Raw genomic sequence first — 21,603 nt, 5'->3', positions numbered from 1 at the left:
ACGGCCGCCTGGGCGCTACAGTGCCCGCGCCGCGTCGAGTACCGGCGTGAGCGACCGCACGGTCACCTCGCAGCCCGCCCCCCTGAGCTCCTGCTCGACGGTCGGATTGCGGGCGAGACCCAGGAAGCGCAGGCCGATCCGCTGGGCGGCGGTCAGCTCGGCCACCGTCGATCCGATGACGAGGCTCTTGGAGTGCGGGGCTCCCGGGGCGGACGGCCGCCCCGGCGCGGGCAGCGCGGGCAGCGCTTGCAGTGCGCGCAGCAGGACGTCCGGGTTCGGGGTGAGCAGTGCGAGGTCCGGGGCGCGGCCGTGGATCCCGACCAGCGGCAGCCGGTACGGCTCCACGTACTGGCGGACGGCCTGTTCGCACACGTCCGTCACCAGCGCCACCCGCCGTCCCGAGGCGTGCAACGCCCTCACCAGAGCGATGGAGTTGTGGGTCGTGGGCGCGTTCGGGACGGCTTCCAGCTCCAGGGCGTCCAGCCTGTCCCGCAGAAGGGGGCTCAGCCGATCCCGGGCGAAGACGCGCAGCACGTCGAGTGGGTGCGTGAGCGCGGGGTCGAGGGTGCGGCCGGAGGCGCGCGGTGCGGCGTCGCCTCGCCGGTCGTCGCGGGGGGCGGATGCGAGGGCCAGCAGTTCCAGCGCGGCCTCGCGGGCGGTCGTCGCCGTGAACAGGCGGGTGAGGGGGCCGTCGAATCCGAGCAGGACGGTCTCGGCCCGCGCGAGGAGCCCGGCGGGCGTCGCCTCGCCGGACCGCTCCTCGTGGTGCTCGCCCTGCTGCTCCCCGGGGCGCTCGCCGGACGGGGGCGCCGACGTGGAGGCCGTCCGGGGTGCGGGCGCGGGCGCCCACGCCGGCGCGAGCCGCACCTCGCACGTCACCGTCAGCCCCGGCACCGGCCATCTGCCCAGCCCGGCGTTGACCGCGCGCTGGGCGCCGACCGCGCGGCGCAGGGCCTGATGGCGGGTGACGCGGGAGGCGGCCTCCGTCAGATGGGCCAGCAGCCGCTCCGGTACGCGCGTCACCTCGGCCCGTACGAACGCCACCGGGTCCGAGACACGCCAGGTCAGCTCGGCCGTGGCCGCGAAGTCGCCCTTGCTGGAGCTGGGCAGGGACAGCCGGTGCACGGCGTGCTGGGGGGTGAGGTCCACCTCGTAGTACGTGGTCAGCCGGGGCGGGCGGATGCCGTGCGGCCGGGCGGGGTCGAGGAGGGTGAGCGGGCCGCCGGCCTGGGTGTGCACCACGGCGGTGCGGCCGTGCGCGGGCACGCCCAGCTGCCGCAGGTCCGGTGTGACGAAGGGGCCGCGCACCAGGTCCCGGCTCGCGTCCTGGTCCTCGCCTCGGGGGGCGGGCAGCGGGCAGTACCAGGCGAGCGGGGGCCCGTCGGCCGCGTCGCCGTACAGCGGGCGGAAGCGGTGCGGGCCGGAGGCGGCGGAGCTGTCGGCGAAGGACTCGTAGAGGTCCGGCGGGACGAACACCAGGACGGGGGAGGCGGTGTGCGCGGGCTCGGGCAGCCGCGGCCCGGGTCCGAACGTCACCCGCAGGCGCGGCGGTTCGGCCGGCTCGGCGAAGGGGCCGGGCAGCCAGCGCAGGGCCGCCGCGAGGACGGGGAGGAGGTAGGCGTCCGCGTCGACGCCGACGTCGTAGCCGTCGGGGCGCACCCGGACGTCGTACTGGTGAGGGGCGAGATCGCCGCGTTCGAGGACCTGGTGCACCGCGTACTCGAGCGAGATGCGCGCCTCGGGACGGGCACCGAGATCGACGTCGGTCTCGAAGCGGAGGGTGCGGCGGCCGGTGCCCGTGCCGGGGTCCGCTGTGTCGGGGTCGGTTGTGTCGCCGGGGCCGGGGTCCGCCGTGCCGGGGTCGGTTGTGTCGCCGGGGCCGGGGTCCGCCGTGCCGGGGTCCGTCGTGCCGCCGATGCCGGTGTCAACGCCGGGGTCCGTCGTGCCGCCGGGGCCGGCATCTGCCGTGCCGGCATCCGTCGTGCCGCCGATACCGGGGTCCGCCGTGCCGGCATCCGCCGTGTCGCCGGAGCCGGGGTCCGCCGTGCCGGCATCCGCCGTGTCGCCGGAGCCGGGGTCCGCCGTGCCGACATCCGCCGTGTCGCCGAGGCCGGCATCCGCCCTGCCGCCGGAGCCGGAGTCCGCCGTGCCGGGGCCGTCACCGTTCGCGTCGCGGTCCTCGCGCTCGCCCGCGCCCCTCTCCGCGCCGAGTCGGCGTACCGTCTCCGTGCTCACCATCGCGAACGCCGGGGCGTCGGCGGGTGCCGCGTCGCCGGGGCTCGTCTCGGCGCGGAAGCCGCCCGCCGTCAGACCCGCCCGCTCGTCGATCAACGCGCCTACACGGTCGAGGAGTTCGCGGGCCCGGCCGCGTGCCGTGCGGGGCAGGGTGCGCAGCAGCAGGTCGCGTACGCCGGGGCGGAAGGCGTACGAGCCGGGCGGGCCGGGGACGGCGGCGAGCATGCCGCTGAGGATCACCTCGGCCAGGTGCTGCGGGCGCGGATCACGTTCCACCGCGCGCTGCACGAGCCGCATCACCGGTATCGAGGGCTGGGCCAGGGCCAGGTGCCCGGCGAGGCGGAACGCCTCCGGTGAGGCGGTGGCGCGGAAGCGGAGGACGAGGTCCTTTGCGGGGAGCGAGGCGAGGCCGGGAGCCGGATCGGCGAAGGCCGGGGCGGAGGGGCGTGGGGTGAGCCAGGCTGCCGCGCCGGGCGTGCGGCCGCCGCCGGGGGCGGCCAGCAGTGCCGCCCAGTGGGTGAGCCAGGGGACTCCGGCCTCCAGGACCGGCAGGGGGGCGGCGGCGGGGTGAGGGGGCGGTGCGTCCCGGTCGTGGGGGGTGAAGGCCCAGGCGGTGAGCGGAGCCGCCGCGCCGGGGGAGGAGAGGACGCCCGGTTCGGCGGGCAGCGCCGTCGTCGCCCACAGGTGCTCCGGCAGCGGCTGGACGACGGCCAGCGGCATCCGGGCCGCCCAGTGGCGCAGGGCGCGGTGCCAGCGCTCGCCCGCGGGGCCGGGCCGCCACTGCGGGCCCATGCAGTCACTGACGATCAGGGCGACGGTCCGGCCGTCCCCGGGGTCCGGGACGTGCCGGGCGCGACCGTCGGGTCCCGCCGGGTGCAGGGTGACCGTCCGGAAGACGCCCGACTGGGCCAGCACGGCGTGCAGTTCGCGGACGAGGGGATGCCAGACCGGCATGGTCGGGCCGGTGTCGTGCACGAGGACGAGCCGCAGCCAGCGGTCCCGTGCCGGGCGCAGGACGGGCAGCCAGACGTCGGGGTGTGCGCCGAGCCGTGCGATGCGGTCGGCTGTGGCGCGTTCGTCCAACTCCCGCACCCGCGCCGACGGCACGGTCCGCTTCAGGGGACGCAGCGCGCGCTGAAGGCTCAGGGGGCGGGGCAGCATCGGCGGCACGGGCGCGAGGAGCGGCGTACCGCTGCCGCCCGGTTCGCCCTGGTGGGCGGGAGCGCGGGGGAGCCGCAGGGGGACGCGGTCGGAGGCGGGCGGCGGGGAGGGGGTGCCGGGGGTCGCGCGATCGGGGGCGGAATCGGAGCCGGCGTCTTTCGCACGGGGGCGGGAGTCGAGCGGGCCGCCCTCGTCGTCCGTGGCTGCGGCCGCCTCCGTGAGGGAGTCCCCCTCGTCGCCCAACTGCCGGGCGAGCCAGAGCACTTCGGCGAGCTCGCGAGGGGTGGGCGTGAACTCGGAAGCGGAGCCACGGCCGGCGGCGGCGAGTATGGCGGCCAGCCGGGCGACGGCACGGACGTCCCGCCCCCGAGCCGCCGCCTCCACGCCAGAGCGGCCCGCCGCCGCGTCCACGTCGGAGCAGCCCGCCTCCGGCTCCACGTGGGACCGGCCCGCCTCCGCGTCCTTGCCTTCCGCCTCGCCGTCCCCCTGTTCCTCCCCCTCTTCTTCCCGCTGTTCTCCGGGGCGTTCAGAAGCCATCGGTGTCTGCCGTGGGGGTCAGGTAGGGCATCAGTTCGTCGGCCAGAGCGTCTCGGGAGGCAGGGTCCAGGCCGGCGACGCCGGTGAGGTAGAGGGCGTTCAGGAGCTGGTCGGTGGCGAGTTCGCCGTCGGCCGCCCGGTTCAGGAAGCGGGTGATGAGGTGGTCGGCCTCGCCCGGCGGGGTCGCCAGGTGGGCGCGGACGATCTCCGTGAGCTGCTCGTGGTCGGGGCGGCGCAGCTTCAGCCGGACACAGCGGCGCAGGAAGGCCGGCGGGAACTCGCGCTCGCCGTTGCTCGTCAGCACCACGAACGGGAAGGCGCGGCAGCGGACCCGGCCACGGGTGACGGGCACCGGTGTGTCCGTGCCGTCGGCGAGCACCTCGGCGGTGGCGGCGTCGGCCGAGTGGCGTGCGGCGCGCATCAGTTCGGGGATCTCGTACTGGCCCTCCTCCAGGACGTTCAGGAGGTCGTTGGGCAGATCGAGGTCGCTCTTGTCGATCTCGTCGACGAGGAGGACGCGGGGGCGGTCGTAGGGGAGCAGGGCGGTGCCGAGGGGGCCGAGACGCAGGTGGTCCTCGACCCCGTCCGCACCGGCGGCGCTCGCCTCGTTCGCCGCCCCCGCCCCCGGCAGGTCCCCCCTGGAAGTCCCCGCCCCCGGCAGGTCTCCCCTGGAGGCCCCCGCCCCCGGCAGCTCCCCCCTGGAAGCCCCCGCACGCCAGGCCGCCGCCTGCCTCGCCGCGTACAGGCGGGACAGGGGGTCGTACTGGTAGAGGCCGTCGGACAGGGTGCTGCGGCTGGTGATGTTCCAGCGCAGGACCGGGCCGAGGCGCAGCTCCCGGGCGACCGCGTAGGCGAGGGAGGACTTGCCGGTGCCGGGCGGGCCGGTGACCAGCAGCGGGCGGCGCAGGACGAGGGCCGCGTTGACGAGCTGCACGCTCTCGGGCGCGGCCACGTACGTGCGGGCGCGGTGCACGCGGTCGGGGGAGACGGCCGCCTCGTCGTCGGCGTCCCGGGGCGTGGGCAGGACGGGCTCGCCGTCGAACGCGCGCCAGGGCGGCGGCGGGGGCAGCCGGTCGACGCCGTCGTGCGGCTCGCTGTCGCCGGTGTAGACGGACCAGTGGGGCATGGGAGGGTTCCGGTCTCCGTTCAGGGGCTCGTCCGGTGGGCCCGGTCGGTCGACGGGCTGCCCGGTGGGCTCATTCAAGAGGCGACACGGGCGATCGGGCGTGCGCCGCCGTCCCGCCGTGCGGGTCGGTGAAGACGCGCGGGTCGTCCCACAGCAGCTGGATGTCCCGCGCCCAGTGCCCGTCCTCCAAGTCGGCCTCCTCCCGCAACTGAAGGACTCGGCGGGGCAGTTCGACCGGCGGGACGACGGACACGCACGCGTCCAGCTCGTCCAGGAACGTCTTGCCCGCGCACCCGTCGCCGCCCGCGCAGGGCTCGTCCGGCCCGCCGTCGCAGCCGCCCCTGGACCAGACGACCACCGGCGCCGGCGCGGTGAGCGAGGTGTCGAAGTGGGGCCTGGTGCGGGCAGAGGCCGGCGCGGCGGCGAAACCGGCCAGGCAGGCGTCGGCCTGCCGCAGCCGCACCCGCAGCCGGCGCGGCTCCTCCGGCCCGCCGCACTCGACCCGGTGCAGCCGCGCGCCGGGCACGGCGTCGAGCCGGTTCCAGGCCCGGGTCAGCTGATGCCGCGCGCCCGCCCTGCGCCGCGCCTGGTCGGTGACGACGACCGGGTACACGCAGCCCAGCGGAGTGTCGTCGTCGGGTGCGCTCGCCCAGCGGTCGACGGGCAGGTCGATCCAGTCGCGGGGCAGGGCGAACGCGATCAACTCGTCGTCCCCTGCCGTCAGACAGGGGAAGGCGGCCTCGATGAGGTCGCGCACGCGGTCGGGCAGCCCGGCCCACGGCACGGTGCCGGAGGCGACGGGGTGCCGGCGTCCCCCGCTGTACGCGGACACCTCGACGCGGACCTGCCCGTCGCCGGCGCCGCTGTGCTGGAGCTCGACCAGGATGGGCGCCCAGCGGGGGACGGCGGACGTGCGGGCCGGGGCCCGGAACAGGGTCTCCACCTGGTCGGCGAAGCGGGCGACGGTGCCGGCCGCGTCCTCGCCGTCGATCTCGCACAGCACGAACAGGGCCGCCGCGCGCAGAGAGTCGAAGCCCTCCTGCGGCGGGTCCGGGTCGAACGGCCCGGCGGCGGCCCGGTAGAGCCGCGCGAGCCGTACGGGATCGCAGTCCAGGCCGGTGCGGACGGCCCGTTCGACGAGGTCGCGCAGCCGGGCCCGGTCGGCGGAACGGTGGTCGGAGGTGGGGACGAGGCCGGCGAGCCCGGGCCAGTATCGGGCCATGACCTCGGTGGGCATCATGCGTCCGTTGCGCACGCCCTGGTCGCCGGCGGCCGCCGTGACCATGCCGACGACCTCGCCGGTGTCGACGAGGGTGACGGCCGCGCCGCTGAAACCGGGGGCGAGCGGCTGGCCGTCCGGCTGCCAGGCCTCCAGCTGCATCCATTCCCGGTTGAGCAACTGCGGTGCGGTGATGCGGTATTCGGCGAGGGTGCCCTCGTCGAAGCCGACCGGGAAGCCGTACACGACGAGTTTGCGGGGCTGCCGGCCGTGCGCCGCGTCGACGGGGGCGAGCGCGGCCGGGGCGATGCCGACCTCCCGCTCCAACTCCAGGACGGCGAGGTCGCCGAGGTCGGTGACGCCTCCGGCCCAGCCGCCCTCGGCGACGATCCGGGCGGGGACGGGAGCGGAGCCCGGCCGCTCGGTGAACGTCACCGCGAGCGCGTCCGCCGGGCCCTCGTGCACCACGTGCGCGCAGGTCAGGACCAGTCGGGGGGTGACGAGGAAGCCGGCGCCGACGACCTGGCCGGCGCACTCGACGCGGGCGTGCCACTCGGGGCTGTCCATGGCCGTCATGCGCCGCATGCGTTGCACGCGCGTCATGAGGAGGCGGGAGGCTCAGCCGCGGCCGTGGGAGCGCCGGGTCCGGCCCCGGACGATCCCTCACCGGTGTCGCGGTCGGGCGACCACGTCAGCCTGACCACCAGGTGGCCCTCCGCCGTGCCCTTGGCGATGATCGCGCCCGTCTCGGCGGCCAGCTTCACCCCGAACTCGATCTCCACCCCGTCGGGCCGCAGCGCGCCGTCCCGGAAGACCCGCAGCGCGGACTCCGCTGCGGAGCGCACGCCCTCCAGCGCGCCTTCGAAGGTCCGGGCCGCCTGGACGGTGCCGTCGCCACGGGCGACCAGCCGCGAACCGGGACGCTGCTCCGTGGCGGCCTCCACGGCGACCACGGCGCCGTCCTGCGTCCTGAACTCCACCAGTCCCGTCATGGCTCCCCGGTCGCCCCCTCGTCCTCGCCGGTCGTCCCACGCCGCTGTGCACGTGACACGGCTCTGTGCAGCGTAGCTGTAACCAACGGTGCCCGCAGCCGCCCTGACCCCGTCACCCGGCGTCCGTGCGGATCACCCCCAGCTCGGCCAAGTCCTGCGGCCGGATGCGGAGTTGTTCAGCCGTCGACTCGATCTCGGACGGCGGGCGCTTGAGGATGCGGGCGGCCTGCTCCGGGGCGATGACGGAGAAGTAGCTGTCCGGTGTGGCCCAGGTGCGGCCGGGGGCGGCCAGCGCGAGCGCGCCGCCGGAGCCGCCCTCGCCTATGACCAGCGTCGTGACCGGGGTCCTGGCGGCGGCGACCACGCCGAACAGCTCCGCGATCGCCGCGCCGGCGCCCTGCCGCTCGGCCTCGGCGTCGTTGGCCGCGCCCGGGGTGTCCACCAGGGTCAGCACCGGGATGCCCAGCCGTTCCGCGAGCCGGATCAGCCGGGTCGCCGTGCGGTATCCGGCGGGGCGGGTCGCCGTGCCGGTCTGGGCGGCGTAGGCGATCGTACGGCCGTCCCGCTCGCCGAATCCGCAGAGGACGCCGTCGGGGTCCGTCCCGCCGCAGCGGTCGCCGCTGATCGTGACGCGGTGGGTGAAGTAGTCGTCCAAGTAGTGCGCGGCGCGCGGGCGTTCGGGGGAGCGGGCCCGCTGGACCGCGTTCCAGCCGGAGGCGGGCAGGCCGGCTGCGCCGAGGGGTCGGGGCACGGGCGCGGGCTCCGCCGACGGCGTGGTCAGGAGCCGCAGCCACCGTCCGAGCGTCTCCCGCAGCTCTTCCGGGGGCACGACCGCGTCCGCCGATCCGGCCGCGACCTGCGCCTCGGCCGTGTAGGCGGCCGGGTCGGCGTCCGGCGGCCTCACCCGTGAGCCCGCGAAGCCCACTTGGGCGCCGGGCAGTGCCAGGACGATGTCGGCGCCCGCGCCCAGGGTGGCCCAGCCGCCGCCGGTCGTCGGGTCGCGCACCACGGCGACCTGCGGCAGCCCGGCCTCTCGCGTGAGTGCCGACTGCCTTGCCACGCGCTGGAGTTGGGTGAGGGCGAGCATGCCCTCCTGCATACGGCTGCCGCCGGTGGCGATCAACGGGACCACTGGGAGCCGGTGTTCCCGTGCGCAGGCGAAGGCGGCCTCCAGGCGGTCGCCGGTCCGTTCGCCCAGCGAGCCGCCCAGATAGCCGAACTCGAACGCGATCAGCACGGCGCGTACGCCTTCGGCGTCTCCCGCGCTCTTGATGTGCGCGGTGCCGCAGACGACGGACTCCGTCTCGCCGGTCCGCTCCGCGGCGCGGGCGCGGGAGGCGTCGTAGCCGGGCCAGCCGAGGGGGCCGTCCCTCTTGGAGTCCCGTATCGGGCAGTCGAGTTCACGGAAGTCGTCGGTGACGAGCGCGATGGCCTCCCGGGCGCTCGGGCGGTGGTCGGCGGTCATGACGGCAGCGCCCGCTTCATGATCTTCCCCATGTCGTTGCGGGGCAGGGAGTCCAGATACCGCACGACGCGCGGCCGCTTGTGCGGAGCGAGCCGGCCGGCGACATGGTCGGCCAACTCGCTTTCCCCTGGCGGGCTTTGTTGGTCGACCGGCACCACCCACGCCACGATCCGCTCCCCGAGGTCCGGGTCCGGCTCTCCGGTGACGGCGGCCTCGCGCACCCCCGGGTGCTCCAGCAGCGCGTTCTCGATCTCCCCGGCCCCGATCTTGTACCCGCCGCTCTTGATCAGGTCGGTGGCCTTGCGCCCCACGATCCGTACGTAGCCGTCGGGGTCGCGCACCGCCATGTCCCCGGTGCGGAACCAGCCGTCGGAGGTGAAGGCGGCGGCGGTCGCGTCGGGGCGGTTGAGGTACTCGGTGAAGAGGTTCGGCCCGCGCACCTGGATCTCGCCCACGGTCTCCCCGTCGAAGGCGGGGTTCTGCGTGGCCGCCCCGGCGTCGCGGGTACCGTCCGCGCCGACGGGCGTGCCGTGCGAGGCAGTCTGCGTGCCGCCCTCTGCGCCGATTGGCGTGCCGTCCTCCTCCACCAGCCGCAGTTCCACCCCCGGCAGCGGCACGCCCACGGTCCCCGGCCGTGCCTCCCCGTCGGCGCGGACGCTGGTGTTCATCAGCGTCTCCGTCATGCCGTACCGCTCGATCACCCGGCGGCCGGTCGCCGCCGCGATCCGCTCGTGGTCGTGCACGGGCAGCGCGGCCGAACCGGAGACCAGCAGCCGGGCCCCCGACAGCGCCTTGACCAGCTCGGGATCGTCGGGCAGCGCCTCGGCGAGCCGGTGGTACATCGTCGGCACCCCGAACAGCATGGTCGCCCCCGCGTTCAGCTCCCGCGCCACGCCCTCGGCGGAGAACCGCCCCAGGTGCCGCACCGACCCGCCCCGCCGCAGCGGGCCGAGCACGCCCAGCACCAGCCCGTGCACATGGAACAGCGGCAGCGCGTGCACCAGCACGTCGTCCGCCGTCCACTGCCAGGCGTCCGCGAGGGCGTCCAGGGTCGCGACGAGGGCCCGCCGGGGGAGGACCGCGCCCTTGGGCGGGCCGGTGGTGCCGGAGGTGTAGACGACCAGCGCGGGATCACCGTCGTCCACCTGCGCGAAGTCGGCACCCCCGCCGCTGACTCGGACATCGACGTCGACGCGCGTCAAGTGGCCCGCCGCCTCGGGGAGCCGCTCGCCGGGAGCCGCCAGGACCAGCGACGGCGCACTGTCGGCGAGGATGTGCCCGAGTTCCTTCTCGCCCGACTTCGGGTTGAGCGGCACGACGGCCGCCCCGGCGAGCAGCACGCCCACCACGCCGACGGCGGTCTCCAGCGACGGGGTGGCCCACACGGCGACCCGCTCACCCGCGCGCACCCGCCCCCCGACCGCCGAGGCGGCCCCCGCGAGCTCCGCATACGTGAGGGACCGCTCACCGAACCGCAGAGCGACACACTCGCCCGGCCCGTCGACCAAAGCGGGAAAAAGAAACGACACGCGGCGACTCCTGGCTGTCTCGACGGCACGAAGGTGGACGACACCTCACGGCATCACCTTTCCCTGTCCCGTGCGCGGCGAGACGCGCGCCACCGGTCAGGCCGCCGTGGTTTGTACCACGTCTGCCACCACGCAGGTCACGTTGTCCGGGCCGCCGGCTGCGTTCGCTTCGGTGATCAGGGCTCGGACCGTCTCGTCGGGGGCGTCGGGGGTGGTGGTGAGGAGGCTGCGCAGGCGCTCTTCCGGGACGACGGTCGACAGGCCGTCCGAGCAGAGGAGGTAGCGGTCGCCGGGACGGGCGTCGTGCAGGCGCAGGTCGGGCGCGGCCGGGCCGCCGCCGGTCAGGGCCTTCAGCAGCAGGGAGCGCTGGGGGTGGGAGACGGCCTCCTCGGGCGTGAGGCGGCCCTCGTCGATCAGCGACTGGACGACGGTGTGGTCCTCGGTGATCCGGAACAGTCCGCCGTCGCGGAGGAGATACGCGCGGGAGTCCCCGATGTGGACCAGCGCGAGCCGGGAGCCCGTCCACAGCAGCGCCGTCAGGGTGGTCCCGACGTCGTCGCCGCCGTCGGCGATGTCACGGACCGCCTGGGTCGCGCCGCGCACCGCGTCCTCCAGGAGGTTCAGCACGTTCCCGGCGGGCGCGTCCGGGGTGTCCAGGAAACGCAGCGCCTCCACGGCCGCGCCGCTCGCCGGCGCGCCCGCCGGTCCGAAACCGTCGGCGACCGCGAGCAGCCGGCCTCCCGCGTAGGCGGTGTCCTGGTTCTCCGGGCGGACCAGGCCCCGGTCGGAGTGGGCGGCGTAACGCAGTTCCAGCATGGTGGTGTCCTTCCTCGGTGCTTCCGTCAACTGGTTCACGAGGAACGAGGCGAGGTCGCGGCGTACCGCCGTCTCCGCTTCCACCCGCGCCCAGTAGGCGCGGATCTCCCGGGCGGCGTCCCCCGGTTCGAGGGCGACGACCTCGCGGATGCGGGCCAGCGGCATGCCGAGCCGCCGCAGCCACGCCACCAGGCGCGCCTGCTCCAACTGCTCGGCGGCGTAGTACCGGTAACCGGTGTGGGGGTCGACCCGCGCGGGTCGCAGCAACTCCAGCTCGTCGTAGAGCCGCAGCGCCTTCGGCGACAGCCGGCTCGCCTTCGCGAAGGCGCCGATCGTCATGCTCATGTGCCTGTGCACCCCGTTTCCGTCTCGTTCCGCCACCGATGCTGGGGCTTCCCCGAAGGGGAAGGTCAACAGGGGCACGACGGTTGCCGCGGCCGCGCCGGCTCCGGCTAGCCTGCCGGGACGCGCGCCTCGCGAGAACGTACGAGAACGGAGTCCCGCCGTGCCCCGCATAGCCCTCGTCACCTACGACCCCGGTCCGGAGCCCAGCAAGGACCACGACCTCCCCGTGCTGCGGCGCGCGCTGGAGGACGCCGGCGCGCGGGCGGACACCGTGTGCTGGGACGACGCCGGCGTCGACTGGGCCTCCTACGACCTCGCCGTCATCCGCTCGACCTGGGACTACAGCTGGCGGGCGGCCGAGTTCACGGCGTGGGCGGAGCGCTGCGCGAAGGCGACGCGGCTCGCGAACCCGGTGGAGGTCGTGCGCTGGAACGCCGACAAGCGCTACCTCGGCGACCTGGCCGACGCCGGCGTCCCCGTCGTCCCGACGCGCTATGTCGCCCCCGGGGCCCCGGACCCCTCGGCCGCCCTCCCCACCGACCACGAGTACGTGATCAAGCCCACCTCGGGGGCGGGTGCGCGCTACGCCGCCCGCTACACCCCCGACCGGCACGAGACGGCCGTACGGCACCTCGCGCGGATGCACGAGGAGGGGCTGACGGCGATGATCCAGCCGTACATGGCGTCGATCGACACCGGCGGCGAACGGGCTCTGCAGTTCTTCGCCGGCCGCCTCCTGCACGCCAGCCGCAAGCGGGCGGTCCTCGCCCCCGGCACCGCCTTCGACGCGGACAAGGTGGCCCACCCCGGCCTGGAGCCCTGGACCCCGACCGCGTCCGAACTCGCGGTGGCCCGGCAGGCGCTGTCCGCCGTCCCCGGCGACCCGGACCTCCTCTACGCCCGGGTGGACCTGGTGCAGGGCGCGGACGGCGAGCCGCGGGTGATGGAACTCGAACTGGTCGAACCGAACCTGTTCCTCCACCTCCACCCCACCTCGACCCCGAAGGTCGCGACAGCGATCCTCGCGACGGCCGCTACGCCCTGACCGCCGTCCGCTGCAGCAGTCCCCAGGTGAACTCCGCCGCCACCTGCCGTCGCCGACCCAGACCGTCCGGGGCGGTGAGGAGGAGACCCCATCGGGTGGGAGCCGTGCCCTCCATGGGGCGGGCGGGGGCGAAGGCGCGGGCCGCCTCGTCGACCGTGCAGGACCAGGGGGTGAGGTCGTCGAGGGTGCGCAGCGGCGGCGGCTCCGCTCCCGGGGCGCGGACCAGCCACTCGTTCCACACCGCGCCGTTCGGGGCGAGCAGCACCTCGAAGCGGAGGTCGGGCCACAGCGGGAGCGGCCAGAGCAGCGCCTCGCAGTCGAGGTCGCCGACGCGGCGGGCGGTACGGGACTCCGGAGCGCCCAGCACCGAGCGGTACCGGGACGCGGCGGCCCGCCCCCGCGGCGACCGCACCATCGCCTGCCACCGCTTGTTCGCCTCCCGCATCCCGCCCAGGGACACCCCCAGCTCCCGCCGCGCGTCCTCCACCAACCCGGGATTGTGATCGGCCATACGCCGCAGCAGCACCAGCTGGAAGTGCAGGGCCGTGAACGGCTCGGCGGGACGCTTCTCGGACGGCATACCGTCCATCCTCACCCATCCCCCGCCACCCGGCCGGTGCGGTCGCTCACCGCCCGCTTCACACCCACCCCGTTCCCGGCCATTGCCCGGCAGGTTGCTGTGTGGCTAGCCTGTGTTCGCCATGCCGATCGCCTGTTGATATATCGAACACAGGCAATGAGACGATCAAGGGAGGGGGACGGTCGTGGGACGACTCGTACCTGCCGTGACCCGGGCTCTCGACATTCTCGAGCTCTTCCTCGACGGAGACGGGACGCTCTCCGCCCCCGACATCGTGCGCAAGCTCCAGCTGCCGCGCACCACCGTGCACGAGCTGGTCACCACGCTCGCCGCCCGGTCCTACATCGTCCAGATCCCCGGACAGCCCGGACGGTACCGCCTCGGCGTACGTCCGTACCAGCTCGGGAGCCGGTACGCCGAGCAGCTCGACCTGGCCGCCGAGGGGCAGCACGTGGCCCGGTCCGTCGCCGAGACCTGCGACGAGACGGTCCACGTGGCGATCCTGGAGGGCACGGACGTCATCTACATAGCCAAGGTCGACTCCACGCACGCCGTCCGCATGGTCTCCGCCGCCGGACGCCGGCTGCCCGCCCACTGCACCTCCGTCGGCAAGATGCTCCTCGCCTCCCTCCCCGACGCCGAGCTCGCCGCCCGCATCCCCGACGACGCCGAGCTCGTCCGCATGACGCCGAACAGCATCACCGAGCCGGGCGCGCTGCGCGAGGCACTGGCACGGATCCGCGAGCGCGGCGTCGCCGTGGAGAACCGCGAGTCCAACCCCGACGTCAGCTGCGTCGCCGCCCCCGTCCGCGACCGCACCGGACAGGTGGTCGCGGCCCTGTCCATCTCCGTCCCCATGATCCGCTGGAGCGACGACCGCCGCCCCGAGCTGGAGCAGCTCGCCGCCAAGGGCGCGGCCGAGCTCTCCGAGCTCCTCGGCTACCGGAGCGTGTCGTGACGACGACGCGCAGCACGGCGTACGAGGTGGCCGTCCGCGCCCGGGCCACCCTCGGCGAGGGACCCACCTGGGACCCGGCCGCCGGCCGCCTCCTCTGGCTGGACATCCTCGGCTCCCGCCTCCACACCTACGACCCCGCCACCGGCCGCCGCACGGTACGCGTCACCGACCAGCACGTCGGAGCCGCCAAGCCCCGCGCCGGAGGCGGCCTCGTCCTCAACCTCCGCGACGGCGTCGCCCTCGTCGACGCGGACGGGGACGGCACCCTGCGCTGGCTCCACCGCGAGCCCGTCCCCGGCCGCCGCGCCAACGACGCCGCCGTCGCCCCCGACGGCTCCCTCTGGGCCGGCACCATGCGCTACGACGAGGCCCCCGGCGGCGGCACGCTCACCCGCCTCACCGGCGACGGCTCGGTCGAGCCCGTCCTCGACGACGTGGCCGTCAGCAACGGCACCGGCTGGAGCCCCGACGGCCGCCTCATGTACTACGTCGACTCCCCGACCCGCCGCGTCGACGTCTTCGACCACGCGGACGGCCGGGTGTCCGGCCGTCGCACCTTCGCCGTGATCGAGGACGGCGCGGGCTTCCCCGACGGCCTCACCGTCGACGCCGACGGCTGCGTGTGGGTGGCGCTGTGGGACGGGGGAGCGATACGCCGCTACACCCCCGAGGGGAAGCTGGACCGCGTCATCGCCCTCCCCACACCCCGGGTGACCGCCTGCGCCTTCGGCGGCCCCACCCTGAGCGACCTCTACGTCACCACGGCCCGCGTGGGGCTCGACTCGCCCCATCCGGTGGCCGGCTCACTGCTGGTGGTGCCGGGCGCGGGACAGGGACTGCCCCAGCCGGCGTTCGCGGGCTGACACCGGGGAGGACGAGCCGGCCCCCGCGGCCGAGCTCAGTCCTCCAGCCCCGCCCGCTTGATCTCGTCCCCCGTCAGCGGCGGCCCCGCCAGTGGGGGCAGCAGCGGGCCCGCCGCCGCCCCCACCAGCACCGCCGGCGACAGCAGCACCGCCGCCCCCCGCTCCAGCGACGTCACATCCGTCACCCGCCGCGCGATCCGGCCGTTGCCCGTCGCCGTGTGCATCAGCCGGTTCACGTACGCCGCCACCAGCCGGTCCCGCAGCCCGGGCCCGCCGTCGACCGCGCCCGGGTAGAACACGTCCTGCCCGATCGCCAGATCCCACGCCGCGCCCACCGGCCGGGCCACCGCCTTCTGCACCCGCCGCGAGAGTCCGGCCGCCCCCATCCGTGACGTCTGGTCAAATCACGCAGCAGCAGGGCGCTTTGGGCGCTCACGGCGAGCCCGTGCCCGTACACCGGGTTGAACGCGGCCAACGCGTCGCCGAGGACGGCGAAGTTGTCGGGCCACGCCCGCATCCGCTCGTAGAAGTGGCGGCGGTTGGCCGTCGCCCGGGTCACGGACACCTCGCTCAGCGGCTCGGCACGCTCCAGCAGCCGCCCGATCAGCGGGTGTCGCAGACCGTCCCGTGCGAAGGGAACGAACTCCTCGGCGGACGACGTGGGTTCAGCACCCCGCGTGCCCGCGAGCGTGACCATCCACCGCCCGTCCTCGATGGGCAGCAGGAACCCCGACCGCCCCGGCCCCCCGGCCCGCGGATCGAGCTGCACGTTGACGACGGGGAAGCCGGACCGCGCGTGCTCGGGCGCGAGGTAGAGCCGGCTCGCGTACGCCAACCCGGCGTCCATCTCCCGCCGTTCCACCTCCGGCAGCCCCAGCGACGTCAGCCAGCGCGCCGCACGCGAGCCGCGCCCCGTCGCGTCGACGACCATCCCCGCACCGACGACCCGCTCACTCCCGTCGGCGGTCCGCACCCGCACCCCGGTTACCGCGGACGCCGTGCCCTCCAGCCCCGACGCCTCCGCCCCCGCCAGCACCTCCACCCGGGGGTCGGCGAGGACCCGCGCGCGGACCGTCGCGTCCAGCAGGTCCCGCCCGGCGAGGATCACATGGTGGGACTCCTCCCACCGCCGGAACCACCCCCGCGGCGACAGAGCGACCATGTCCGTGGTGACGGGAGCCCGCCGCGCGCCCGCCTCCCGCAGCGCCGCCGTGATCCCCGGCAGCAACTCCTCCAGGGCCCGCACCCCGCCCGACCACAGCATGTGCGCGTGCCGCGCCTGGGGCAGCCCCTTGCGGGGCTCGGGTCTCTCGGGCAGCGCGTCACGCTCGACGACCACGACCCGTTCGGCGAACTCGGCCAGGGCCCGCGCCGCGAGCATGCCGGTGTGGGAGCCCCCCAGGACCACGGCGGTTCTGGCGGGGTGGGACGGGTCAGTCATGCGCGGACACGCTCTCTGCCGGGGCGGCGGCGTGGACGCGCACCGCGTTGATGTCGTCGGTGCTGCGCAACGCCCGGGCCACGGCCTGGATCTCGCGCAGCAGGTAAGTGGTGTCAGGGGTGGCGTCGGCACCCGCGTCGGGAGACGCGCCACGAGCCGACGTGTCACGAGCGGCCTCACCGGCGCCGGAAGCCTCGCCGACGCGGGACGTCTCACCGGAGCCGGATGCCTTACCGGCGACAGCCGCCTCGCCGGAGCCGGAAGCCTCACCGGCGACAGCCGCCCCGCCGGCACGGGATGCCCCGCCGGCACCGGACGCCTCGCCGGAGACAGCCGCCCCGCCCCGCCCCCCGCCCGCCTCGACCGCGTCCAGCAGCGCCACCGCCGCCGCGAGCGCCTGCGCCCGCCCCCGGTCGTGGCCGAGCGCGAGGGCAGCCTCGTAGGCCCGCCCGCGCAGCCCCTCGTCGAGCCGCCGGGACAGCGGAAGCAGCGCGTCGCGGATGAACGTCTCACGGCGGATCAGCCGCAACTCCGGCGTGGCACGCAGCGCGAGCGGCTCGCGGTCGCCGGTGACCTCCCGCATCAGCCGGGACAGCGGCCGCAGGTCCCGGTGCCGCCGCCGCACCAGCCAGCGCTCCTGGAGGTACTGGCCGGCGTGCGGGACGATGAAGCCGACCGCGACGAAGGTGGCGGCGACGCAGGCGGCCGACGGGGCCACGTTCGTGTTGAGCCAGTCCAGGTCGTGACCGGTCCAACGGGCCGCCACGGCGGTGAACTTGGCCGCGCTGAACAGCAGGTTCGTCGCATAGCCGACGCCCAGGAAGCGCAGTCCCCAGCGCAGCCAGGCGTCGAGGCCGTCGGTGCGGATCCAGTTCCAGATCAGCCGGGCGGTGATCGAGCAGGCCACGGTGTGCGCGGTGAGGTAGAGCAGGATCTCCTCGCGCATGAACGGCGTACCGGCGTAGTAGGTGTCCAGGTCCCGGATCTGCTCCACGGGCACGTCGGCGAGCGCGAACAGCACCCACAGCGCGACGACCACCCCCGCGTACACGGAGACCACCCACCGGGTCGCGCGCCGGGTGGCCGCCGAGCGCTCGGCGCGGCCGTTGCGCCAGGCGATGATCAGCAGCAGCCAGGACGCGGAGAGCGCGGTCAGCAGCGAGTACACCCAGGGGGCGGCGATGTTGGGCACGCCGGTGACCCGGTTGGTCCAGGCGATCGTCTTGGGGGCGGCGAAGACGAACACCGCGCAGGCGAACACCAGCAGCCCGCCGACGGCCCGCAGCAGCGGGTCCCGCCACAGCTTGAGGATGCTGGGCAGCTTGATCGCCAGGGCGGCGGCGAGGACGACGGTCGGCAGCCAGAAGGACACGTACAGCCCGCTGAGGAAGTGTTCCGCGGCGAGGGCGCCGGGCGCGGGTGCCGTCACCGCGCCGTCCCTCTGCGCCCCCGGTAGCCCATCGACCGCTGCACCGGCGTCAGTGACGACGACGGGTCGCCGCCGGGTCCGCTCAGGTACGGCCGCAGGGCAGCCGCGAGCCGGTGCCCGAACTCGTCGGCCTCCGACTCGTCCCGCCGCCGGGAGCCGTTGCGGGCCGCGACGGCCAGGGCGATGTCGTCCCGGCCGGACCGCCCGGCGAAGACGTGCGCGGCGGCCGTGTCGACACCGTGGTGGTGATGCCGGTGCCCCGCGTGCAGGTGCCACAACTCATGGCCGAGGATGACCAGTTGCTGCACGGCCTCGGCCCGTTCCTCGACGATGACGAGGTCGAAGTCCTGGAACTCCACCCACAGCCCGGTCACCTGGAACTCGTCGGGGAACCGCTCGAACCGCAGCTCGACGCGCCGTCCGCCGCGCACCGCGGTCATCTCCTCGCACAGCGCCCCGAACACCTCCGGCACGCCGTGCGGGGGGCGGGGCCGGGTCCGCAGCGCGGTGGACAGGACGCCGGCCAGCTCACGCATCGCCGGACCGTTCCCGCCGCGCCGCAGCGCCGAGGCGATGTGGGCCACCCTGGCACGCGCGCCCGCGATGTCCATCGCGTCCCCCTCCCGGCCGCCGTGCGGCAACCTGTTCGAGGCTACGCGGCCGGAAGCACGCGGCGTCAAGCCTTGCCGGAAGACCTGCCGAAGATCCGCCGAAGACCCACCGGAGACCCGCCGAAAGACTCGGCGAAAGACCGCCGAAGGTCCATCGAAGGCCCGCGCGGAACCCGGGGCGAATCCTCGCCGGAGGCCGCCGCCGTCCACCGCCCCATTGACGCGCGAACCGCTCCGATCTTACGTTTTTGTTCGTTCCTGTTCGACGTCACGAGCGGCCTCCGACATACCGAACACAAACCCCCGTCGCGAGGCCCCGAACACGAGTCACCGGACGACATCCGAAAGGCGCCCATGAGAACCGCCCGCCTCGCCCTGGACCCCGCCTTCACCGTCGGCCGGGTCGACCCCCGGCTCTTCGGCTCCTTCGTCGAGCACCTCGGCCGCTGCGTCTACACCGGCATCTACGAACCGGGCCACCCCACGGCCGACGAGGACGGCATCCGCGCCGACGTCCTCGACCTGGTCCGCGAACTGGGCGTCACCGCCGTCCGCTACCCCGGGGGCAACTTCGTCTCCGGCTACAAGTGGGAGGACTCGGTGGGCCCCGCCGAGGACCGCCCCCGCCGGCTCGACCTCGCCTGGCACTCCACCGAGACCAACCGCTTCGGCCTGTCCGAGTACATCGCCTTCCTCCGCAAGATCGGCCCCCAGGCCGAACCCATGATGGCCGTCAACCTCGGCACCCGAGGCGTCACCGAGGCCCTGGAACTCCAGGAGTACGCCAACCACGCGGAGGGCACCGCCCTGTCCGACCTCCGTGTCTCCCACGGCGACAAGGACCCCTTCGGCATCAGGCTGTGGTGCCTCGGCAACGAGATGGACGGCCCCTGGCAGACCGGCCACAAGACGGCCGAGGAGTACGGCCGCGTCGCCGCCGAGACGGCCCGCGCGATGCGCCAGATCGACCCGTCCGTGGAGCTGGTCGCCTGCGGCTCCTCCAGCCAGAGCATGCCGACGTTCGCCGAGTGGGAGGCGACCGTCCTGAAGGAGACGTACGACCTCGTCGACTACATCTCCCTGCACGCCTACTACTGGCCCGAGGACGGAGACCTCGACTCCTTCCTCGCCTCCGCCGTCGACATGGAGTCCTTCATCGCCAACGTCGTCGCGACCGCCGACCACGTGGGCGCGCGGCTGAAGTCGAAGAAGCGGATCAACCTCTCCTTCGACGAGTGGAACGTCTGGTACCTGCCCCGGTGGGAGGAGCACGCCAAGGGCATCGAACAGCGCGACTGGCCGGAGGCCCCCCGCCTCCTGGAGGACAACTACAGCGTCATGGACGCGGTCGTCTTCGGCTCGCTGCTCATCGCCCTGCTGCGGCACGCCGACCGGGTGACGGTCGCCTGCCTCGCCCAGCTCGTCAACGTCATCGCCCCGATCATGACCGAGCCGGGCGGCCCGGCCTGGCGGCAGACGACGTTCTTCCCCTTCGCCCAGGCGTCCCGGCACGGCCGCGGCGAGGTCCTCGACGTGCGCGTGGACTCGCCGACGCACGAGACGAAGAAGTACGGCGAGACGGACCTGCTGCACGCCACCGCCGTGCGCGCGGAGGACGGCACGCTCACGGTGTTCGCGGTCAACCGCAGCCGTACGGAGGCCCTGCCGCTGGAGGTGGCGCTGAACGGCCTCGGCGTCACACGGATCGTCGAGCACAGCGTGCTCGCGGACGCCGACCCGGACGCCCGCAACACCCTCGACGACCCGGAGCGGGTCGCCCCGCACGCCGCCGAGGGCACCACGCTCTCCGACGGGACGCTCACGGCGACGCTGGAGCCGCTCTCGTGGAACGTGATCCGCCTGGCGTGATCCGTTCCGGGGCGACAGGCGGCCGCACAATGGGCGTATGAGGATCTCGGCACGGGCTGACTACGCGGTACGGGCGGTACTCGAACTGGCCGTACGGCAGGGCGGCGACCCGGTGAAGGCGGAGGCCGTCTCCGACGCCCAGGGCATCCCGCACAAGTTCCTGGAGGGGATCCTCGGCGACCTGAGGCGCGGCGGGATCGTGGAGAGCCGGCGCGGCGGTGGCGGCGGCTACCGGCTGGCGCGCGAGCCGGGCAGCATCACCGTCGCGGACGTCATCAGGGCGGTGGACGGCCCGATCGTCTCGGTCCGCGGCGAACGGCCCACCGGCCTCACCTACACGGGCACCGCCGAGCCCCTGCTGCCCCTGTGGATCGCGCTGCGCGCCAACGTCCGCAAGATCCTGGAGGGCGTCACGGTCGCCGACATCGCGGCCGGCGCCCTCCCGGAGCCCGTGCGCGAACTGGCGGCGGAACCGGCGGCATGGGAGAACCCGTAAGGCCCCGGCGGGCCCGGCCCGTGAACCGGAGGGGTATGTGAACCGGTCGGCGTGAATGGCCGGAGATCGGTCTGTCCGCGTCCCGAGCGGCTCCTTACGATGCGATCGCCTCGCCGCTTCACAGCAACTCCACTCGTTCTTCACAGAGTTCGCCTGTGGAGGGGCCCGGCGCATCCACCCCCCACCGATCCCGAAGAAGGGGAGAGACCATGGCTAGTGGCCTGCTCCTGGGCGGCGCGGTCGCCGCTCTCGTCACCGCCGCCGTGCCGGCGCACAGCCCGTCGTCCTTCGACAACCCGCCCCCGGACAAGATCGTGATCACCATCGCCACGGTGAACGGCTCCGGCTGCCCCGCCGGCACCGCCGCCGTGGCCGTCTCCGCCGACAACACCGCCTTCACGGTGACCTACAGCGACTACCTGGCGCAGGTCGGCGGCAACTCCGACCCCACGGCGTTCCGCAAGAACTGTCAGCTCAACCTGAAGGTGCACGTCCCGCAGGGCTTCACCTACGCGATCGCCAGCGCGGACTACCGGGGCTTCGCCTCGCTCCAGCCCGGCGCGACGGCCGTCCAGCGGGCCTCCTACTACTTCCAGGGCTCGCCCAGCACCGTCTTCAAGAACCACAACCTCAACGGCGCCTACAACGACAACTGGCAGGCCACCGACGTCACGGACTGGGCCCAGCTCGTCTACGCGCCCTGCGGCGTCCAGCGCAACTTCAACATCAACACGGAGCTGCGCGTGAACGCGGGCACTTCCTCGCCGGGCAAGGTCAGCTTCATGACCATGGACTCGACGGACGGCGACATCAGCACTACGTACCACATGGCGTGGAAGCAGTGCCCCGGCAAGTGACCCGGCAGGGGCCGCCCGTCGCCTACCGG

The 21,603-nt window shown here is 74.6% G+C and carries 16 protein-coding genes and 1 pseudogene; 6 read left to right on the top strand and 11 right to left on the bottom strand.

Annotated features, from left to right (window positions below):
- Window positions 1-15 precede the first annotated feature (15 nt).
- From ACFYXA_RS15885 to ACFYXA_RS15855, 7 genes are all read right to left on the bottom strand, one after another.
- Complete coding sequence (locus ACFYXA_RS15885; RefSeq protein ID WP_389032891.1) at window positions 16-3,933, bottom strand: SAV_2336 N-terminal domain-related protein; 3,918 nt, start codon at window positions 3,931-3,933, stop codon at window positions 16-18.
- Window positions 3,923-5,059, bottom strand: a complete 1,137-nt coding sequence (locus tag ACFYXA_RS15880; protein WP_389032888.1) for an AAA family ATPase — start codon at window positions 5,057-5,059, stop codon at window positions 3,923-3,925. The genes ACFYXA_RS15885 and ACFYXA_RS15880 overlap by 11 nt, the downstream gene beginning before the upstream one ends.
- Window positions 5,060-5,129: 70 nt before the next feature.
- Complete coding sequence (locus ACFYXA_RS15875; RefSeq protein WP_389033425.1) at window positions 5,130-6,845, bottom strand: trypsin-like peptidase domain-containing protein; 1,716 nt, start codon at window positions 6,843-6,845, stop codon at window positions 5,130-5,132.
- Between the two features lie 32 nt (window positions 6,846-6,877).
- On the bottom strand, window positions 6,878-7,270 hold the full coding sequence (locus ACFYXA_RS15870) for a CU044_2847 family protein (RefSeq protein ID WP_352244989.1): 393 nt from the start codon (window positions 7,268-7,270) through the stop codon (window positions 6,878-6,880).
- A 112-nt stretch (window positions 7,271-7,382) separates the two neighbouring features.
- The gene (locus ACFYXA_RS15865; protein WP_389032883.1) at window positions 7,383-8,735 is read right to left on the bottom strand and encodes a carboxyl transferase domain-containing protein; all 1,353 of its coding nucleotides are present in this window, start codon (window positions 8,733-8,735) and stop codon (window positions 7,383-7,385) included.
- Entirely contained in the window at window positions 8,732-10,264 is a 1,533-nt protein-coding gene (locus ACFYXA_RS15860) for an acyl-CoA synthetase (protein WP_389032880.1), read from the bottom strand. Before ACFYXA_RS15860 ends, ACFYXA_RS15865 begins: the two co-directional genes overlap by 4 nt.
- Before the next feature lie 96 nt (window positions 10,265-10,360).
- Window positions 10,361-11,425 carry a MerR family transcriptional regulator gene (locus ACFYXA_RS15855; protein WP_389032877.1) on the bottom strand — a complete coding sequence of 355 codons (1,065 nt, stop codon included), beginning with the start codon at window positions 11,423-11,425 and terminating at the stop codon, window positions 10,361-10,363.
- Window positions 11,426-11,585: 160 nt separating this feature from the next.
- Between ACFYXA_RS15855 and ACFYXA_RS15850 the strand changes: the two genes are divergently transcribed.
- The gene (locus ACFYXA_RS15850; protein WP_389032874.1) at window positions 11,586-12,470 is read left to right on the top strand and encodes a RimK family alpha-L-glutamate ligase; all 885 of its coding nucleotides are present in this window, start codon (window positions 11,586-11,588) and stop codon (window positions 12,468-12,470) included.
- Here ACFYXA_RS15850 and ACFYXA_RS15845 read toward each other — a convergent pair.
- Window positions 12,460-13,059 (bottom strand): hypothetical protein, encoded by a 600-nt coding sequence (locus ACFYXA_RS15845; protein ID WP_389032871.1) that lies wholly within the window; start codon window positions 13,057-13,059, stop codon window positions 12,460-12,462. The two genes, ACFYXA_RS15850 and ACFYXA_RS15845, sit on opposite strands and share 11 nt — an antisense overlap.
- Before the next feature lie 175 nt (window positions 13,060-13,234).
- On the opposite strand from ACFYXA_RS15845, the gene ACFYXA_RS15840 reads away from it, so the two are divergent.
- Window positions 13,235-14,008, top strand: a complete 774-nt coding sequence (locus ACFYXA_RS15840) for an IclR family transcriptional regulator (protein WP_389032867.1) — start codon at window positions 13,235-13,237, stop codon at window positions 14,006-14,008.
- Window positions 14,005-14,871 carry an SMP-30/gluconolactonase/LRE family protein gene (locus ACFYXA_RS15835; protein WP_352244981.1) on the top strand — a complete coding sequence of 289 codons (867 nt, stop codon included), beginning with the start codon at window positions 14,005-14,007 and terminating at the stop codon, window positions 14,869-14,871. Before ACFYXA_RS15840 ends, ACFYXA_RS15835 begins: the two co-directional genes overlap by 4 nt.
- 35 nt (window positions 14,872-14,906) lie before the next feature.
- Here ACFYXA_RS15835 and ACFYXA_RS15830 read toward each other — a convergent pair.
- From ACFYXA_RS15830 to ACFYXA_RS15820, 3 genes and pseudogenes are all read right to left on the bottom strand, one after another.
- Window positions 14,907-16,252: pseudogene (locus ACFYXA_RS15830) on the bottom strand (NAD(P)/FAD-dependent oxidoreductase).
- A gap of 52 nt (window positions 16,253-16,304) precedes the next feature.
- On the bottom strand, window positions 16,305-17,741 hold the full coding sequence (locus ACFYXA_RS15825) for an MAB_1171c family putative transporter (RefSeq protein WP_389032863.1): 1,437 nt from the start codon (window positions 17,739-17,741) through the stop codon (window positions 16,305-16,307).
- Complete coding sequence (locus ACFYXA_RS15820; protein ID WP_389032860.1) at window positions 17,738-18,352, bottom strand: toxin-antitoxin system, toxin component family protein; 615 nt, start codon at window positions 18,350-18,352, stop codon at window positions 17,738-17,740. Before ACFYXA_RS15820 ends, ACFYXA_RS15825 begins: the two co-directional genes overlap by 4 nt.
- Window positions 18,353-18,706: 354 nt before the next feature.
- On the opposite strand from ACFYXA_RS15820, the gene ACFYXA_RS15815 reads away from it, so the two are divergent.
- The 3 genes from ACFYXA_RS15815 (at window position 18,707) to ACFYXA_RS15805 (ending at window position 21,574) form a co-directional block, all read left to right on the top strand.
- Complete coding sequence (locus tag ACFYXA_RS15815; RefSeq protein ID WP_389032857.1) at window positions 18,707-20,221, top strand: alpha-N-arabinofuranosidase; 1,515 nt, start codon at window positions 18,707-18,709, stop codon at window positions 20,219-20,221.
- 37 nt (window positions 20,222-20,258) lie between these two features.
- The gene (locus ACFYXA_RS15810; RefSeq protein WP_351098659.1) at window positions 20,259-20,717 is read left to right on the top strand and encodes an Rrf2 family transcriptional regulator; all 459 of its coding nucleotides are present in this window, start codon (window positions 20,259-20,261) and stop codon (window positions 20,715-20,717) included.
- Window positions 20,718-20,926: 209 nt separating this feature from the next.
- The gene (locus tag ACFYXA_RS15805; protein ID WP_352244976.1) at window positions 20,927-21,574 is read left to right on the top strand and encodes a DUF4360 domain-containing protein; all 648 of its coding nucleotides are present in this window, start codon (window positions 20,927-20,929) and stop codon (window positions 21,572-21,574) included.
- The last annotated feature ends 29 nt before the right edge of the window (window positions 21,575-21,603 follow it).

The organism is Streptomyces sp. NPDC002566, assembly GCF_042889585.1.
Taxonomy (GTDB): Bacteria; Actinomycetota; Actinomycetes; order Streptomycetales; family Streptomycetaceae; genus Streptomyces.
The sequence above is the reverse complement of the archived record's forward strand: the minus strand, read 5'-3'. Positions and strand labels throughout refer to the sequence as shown.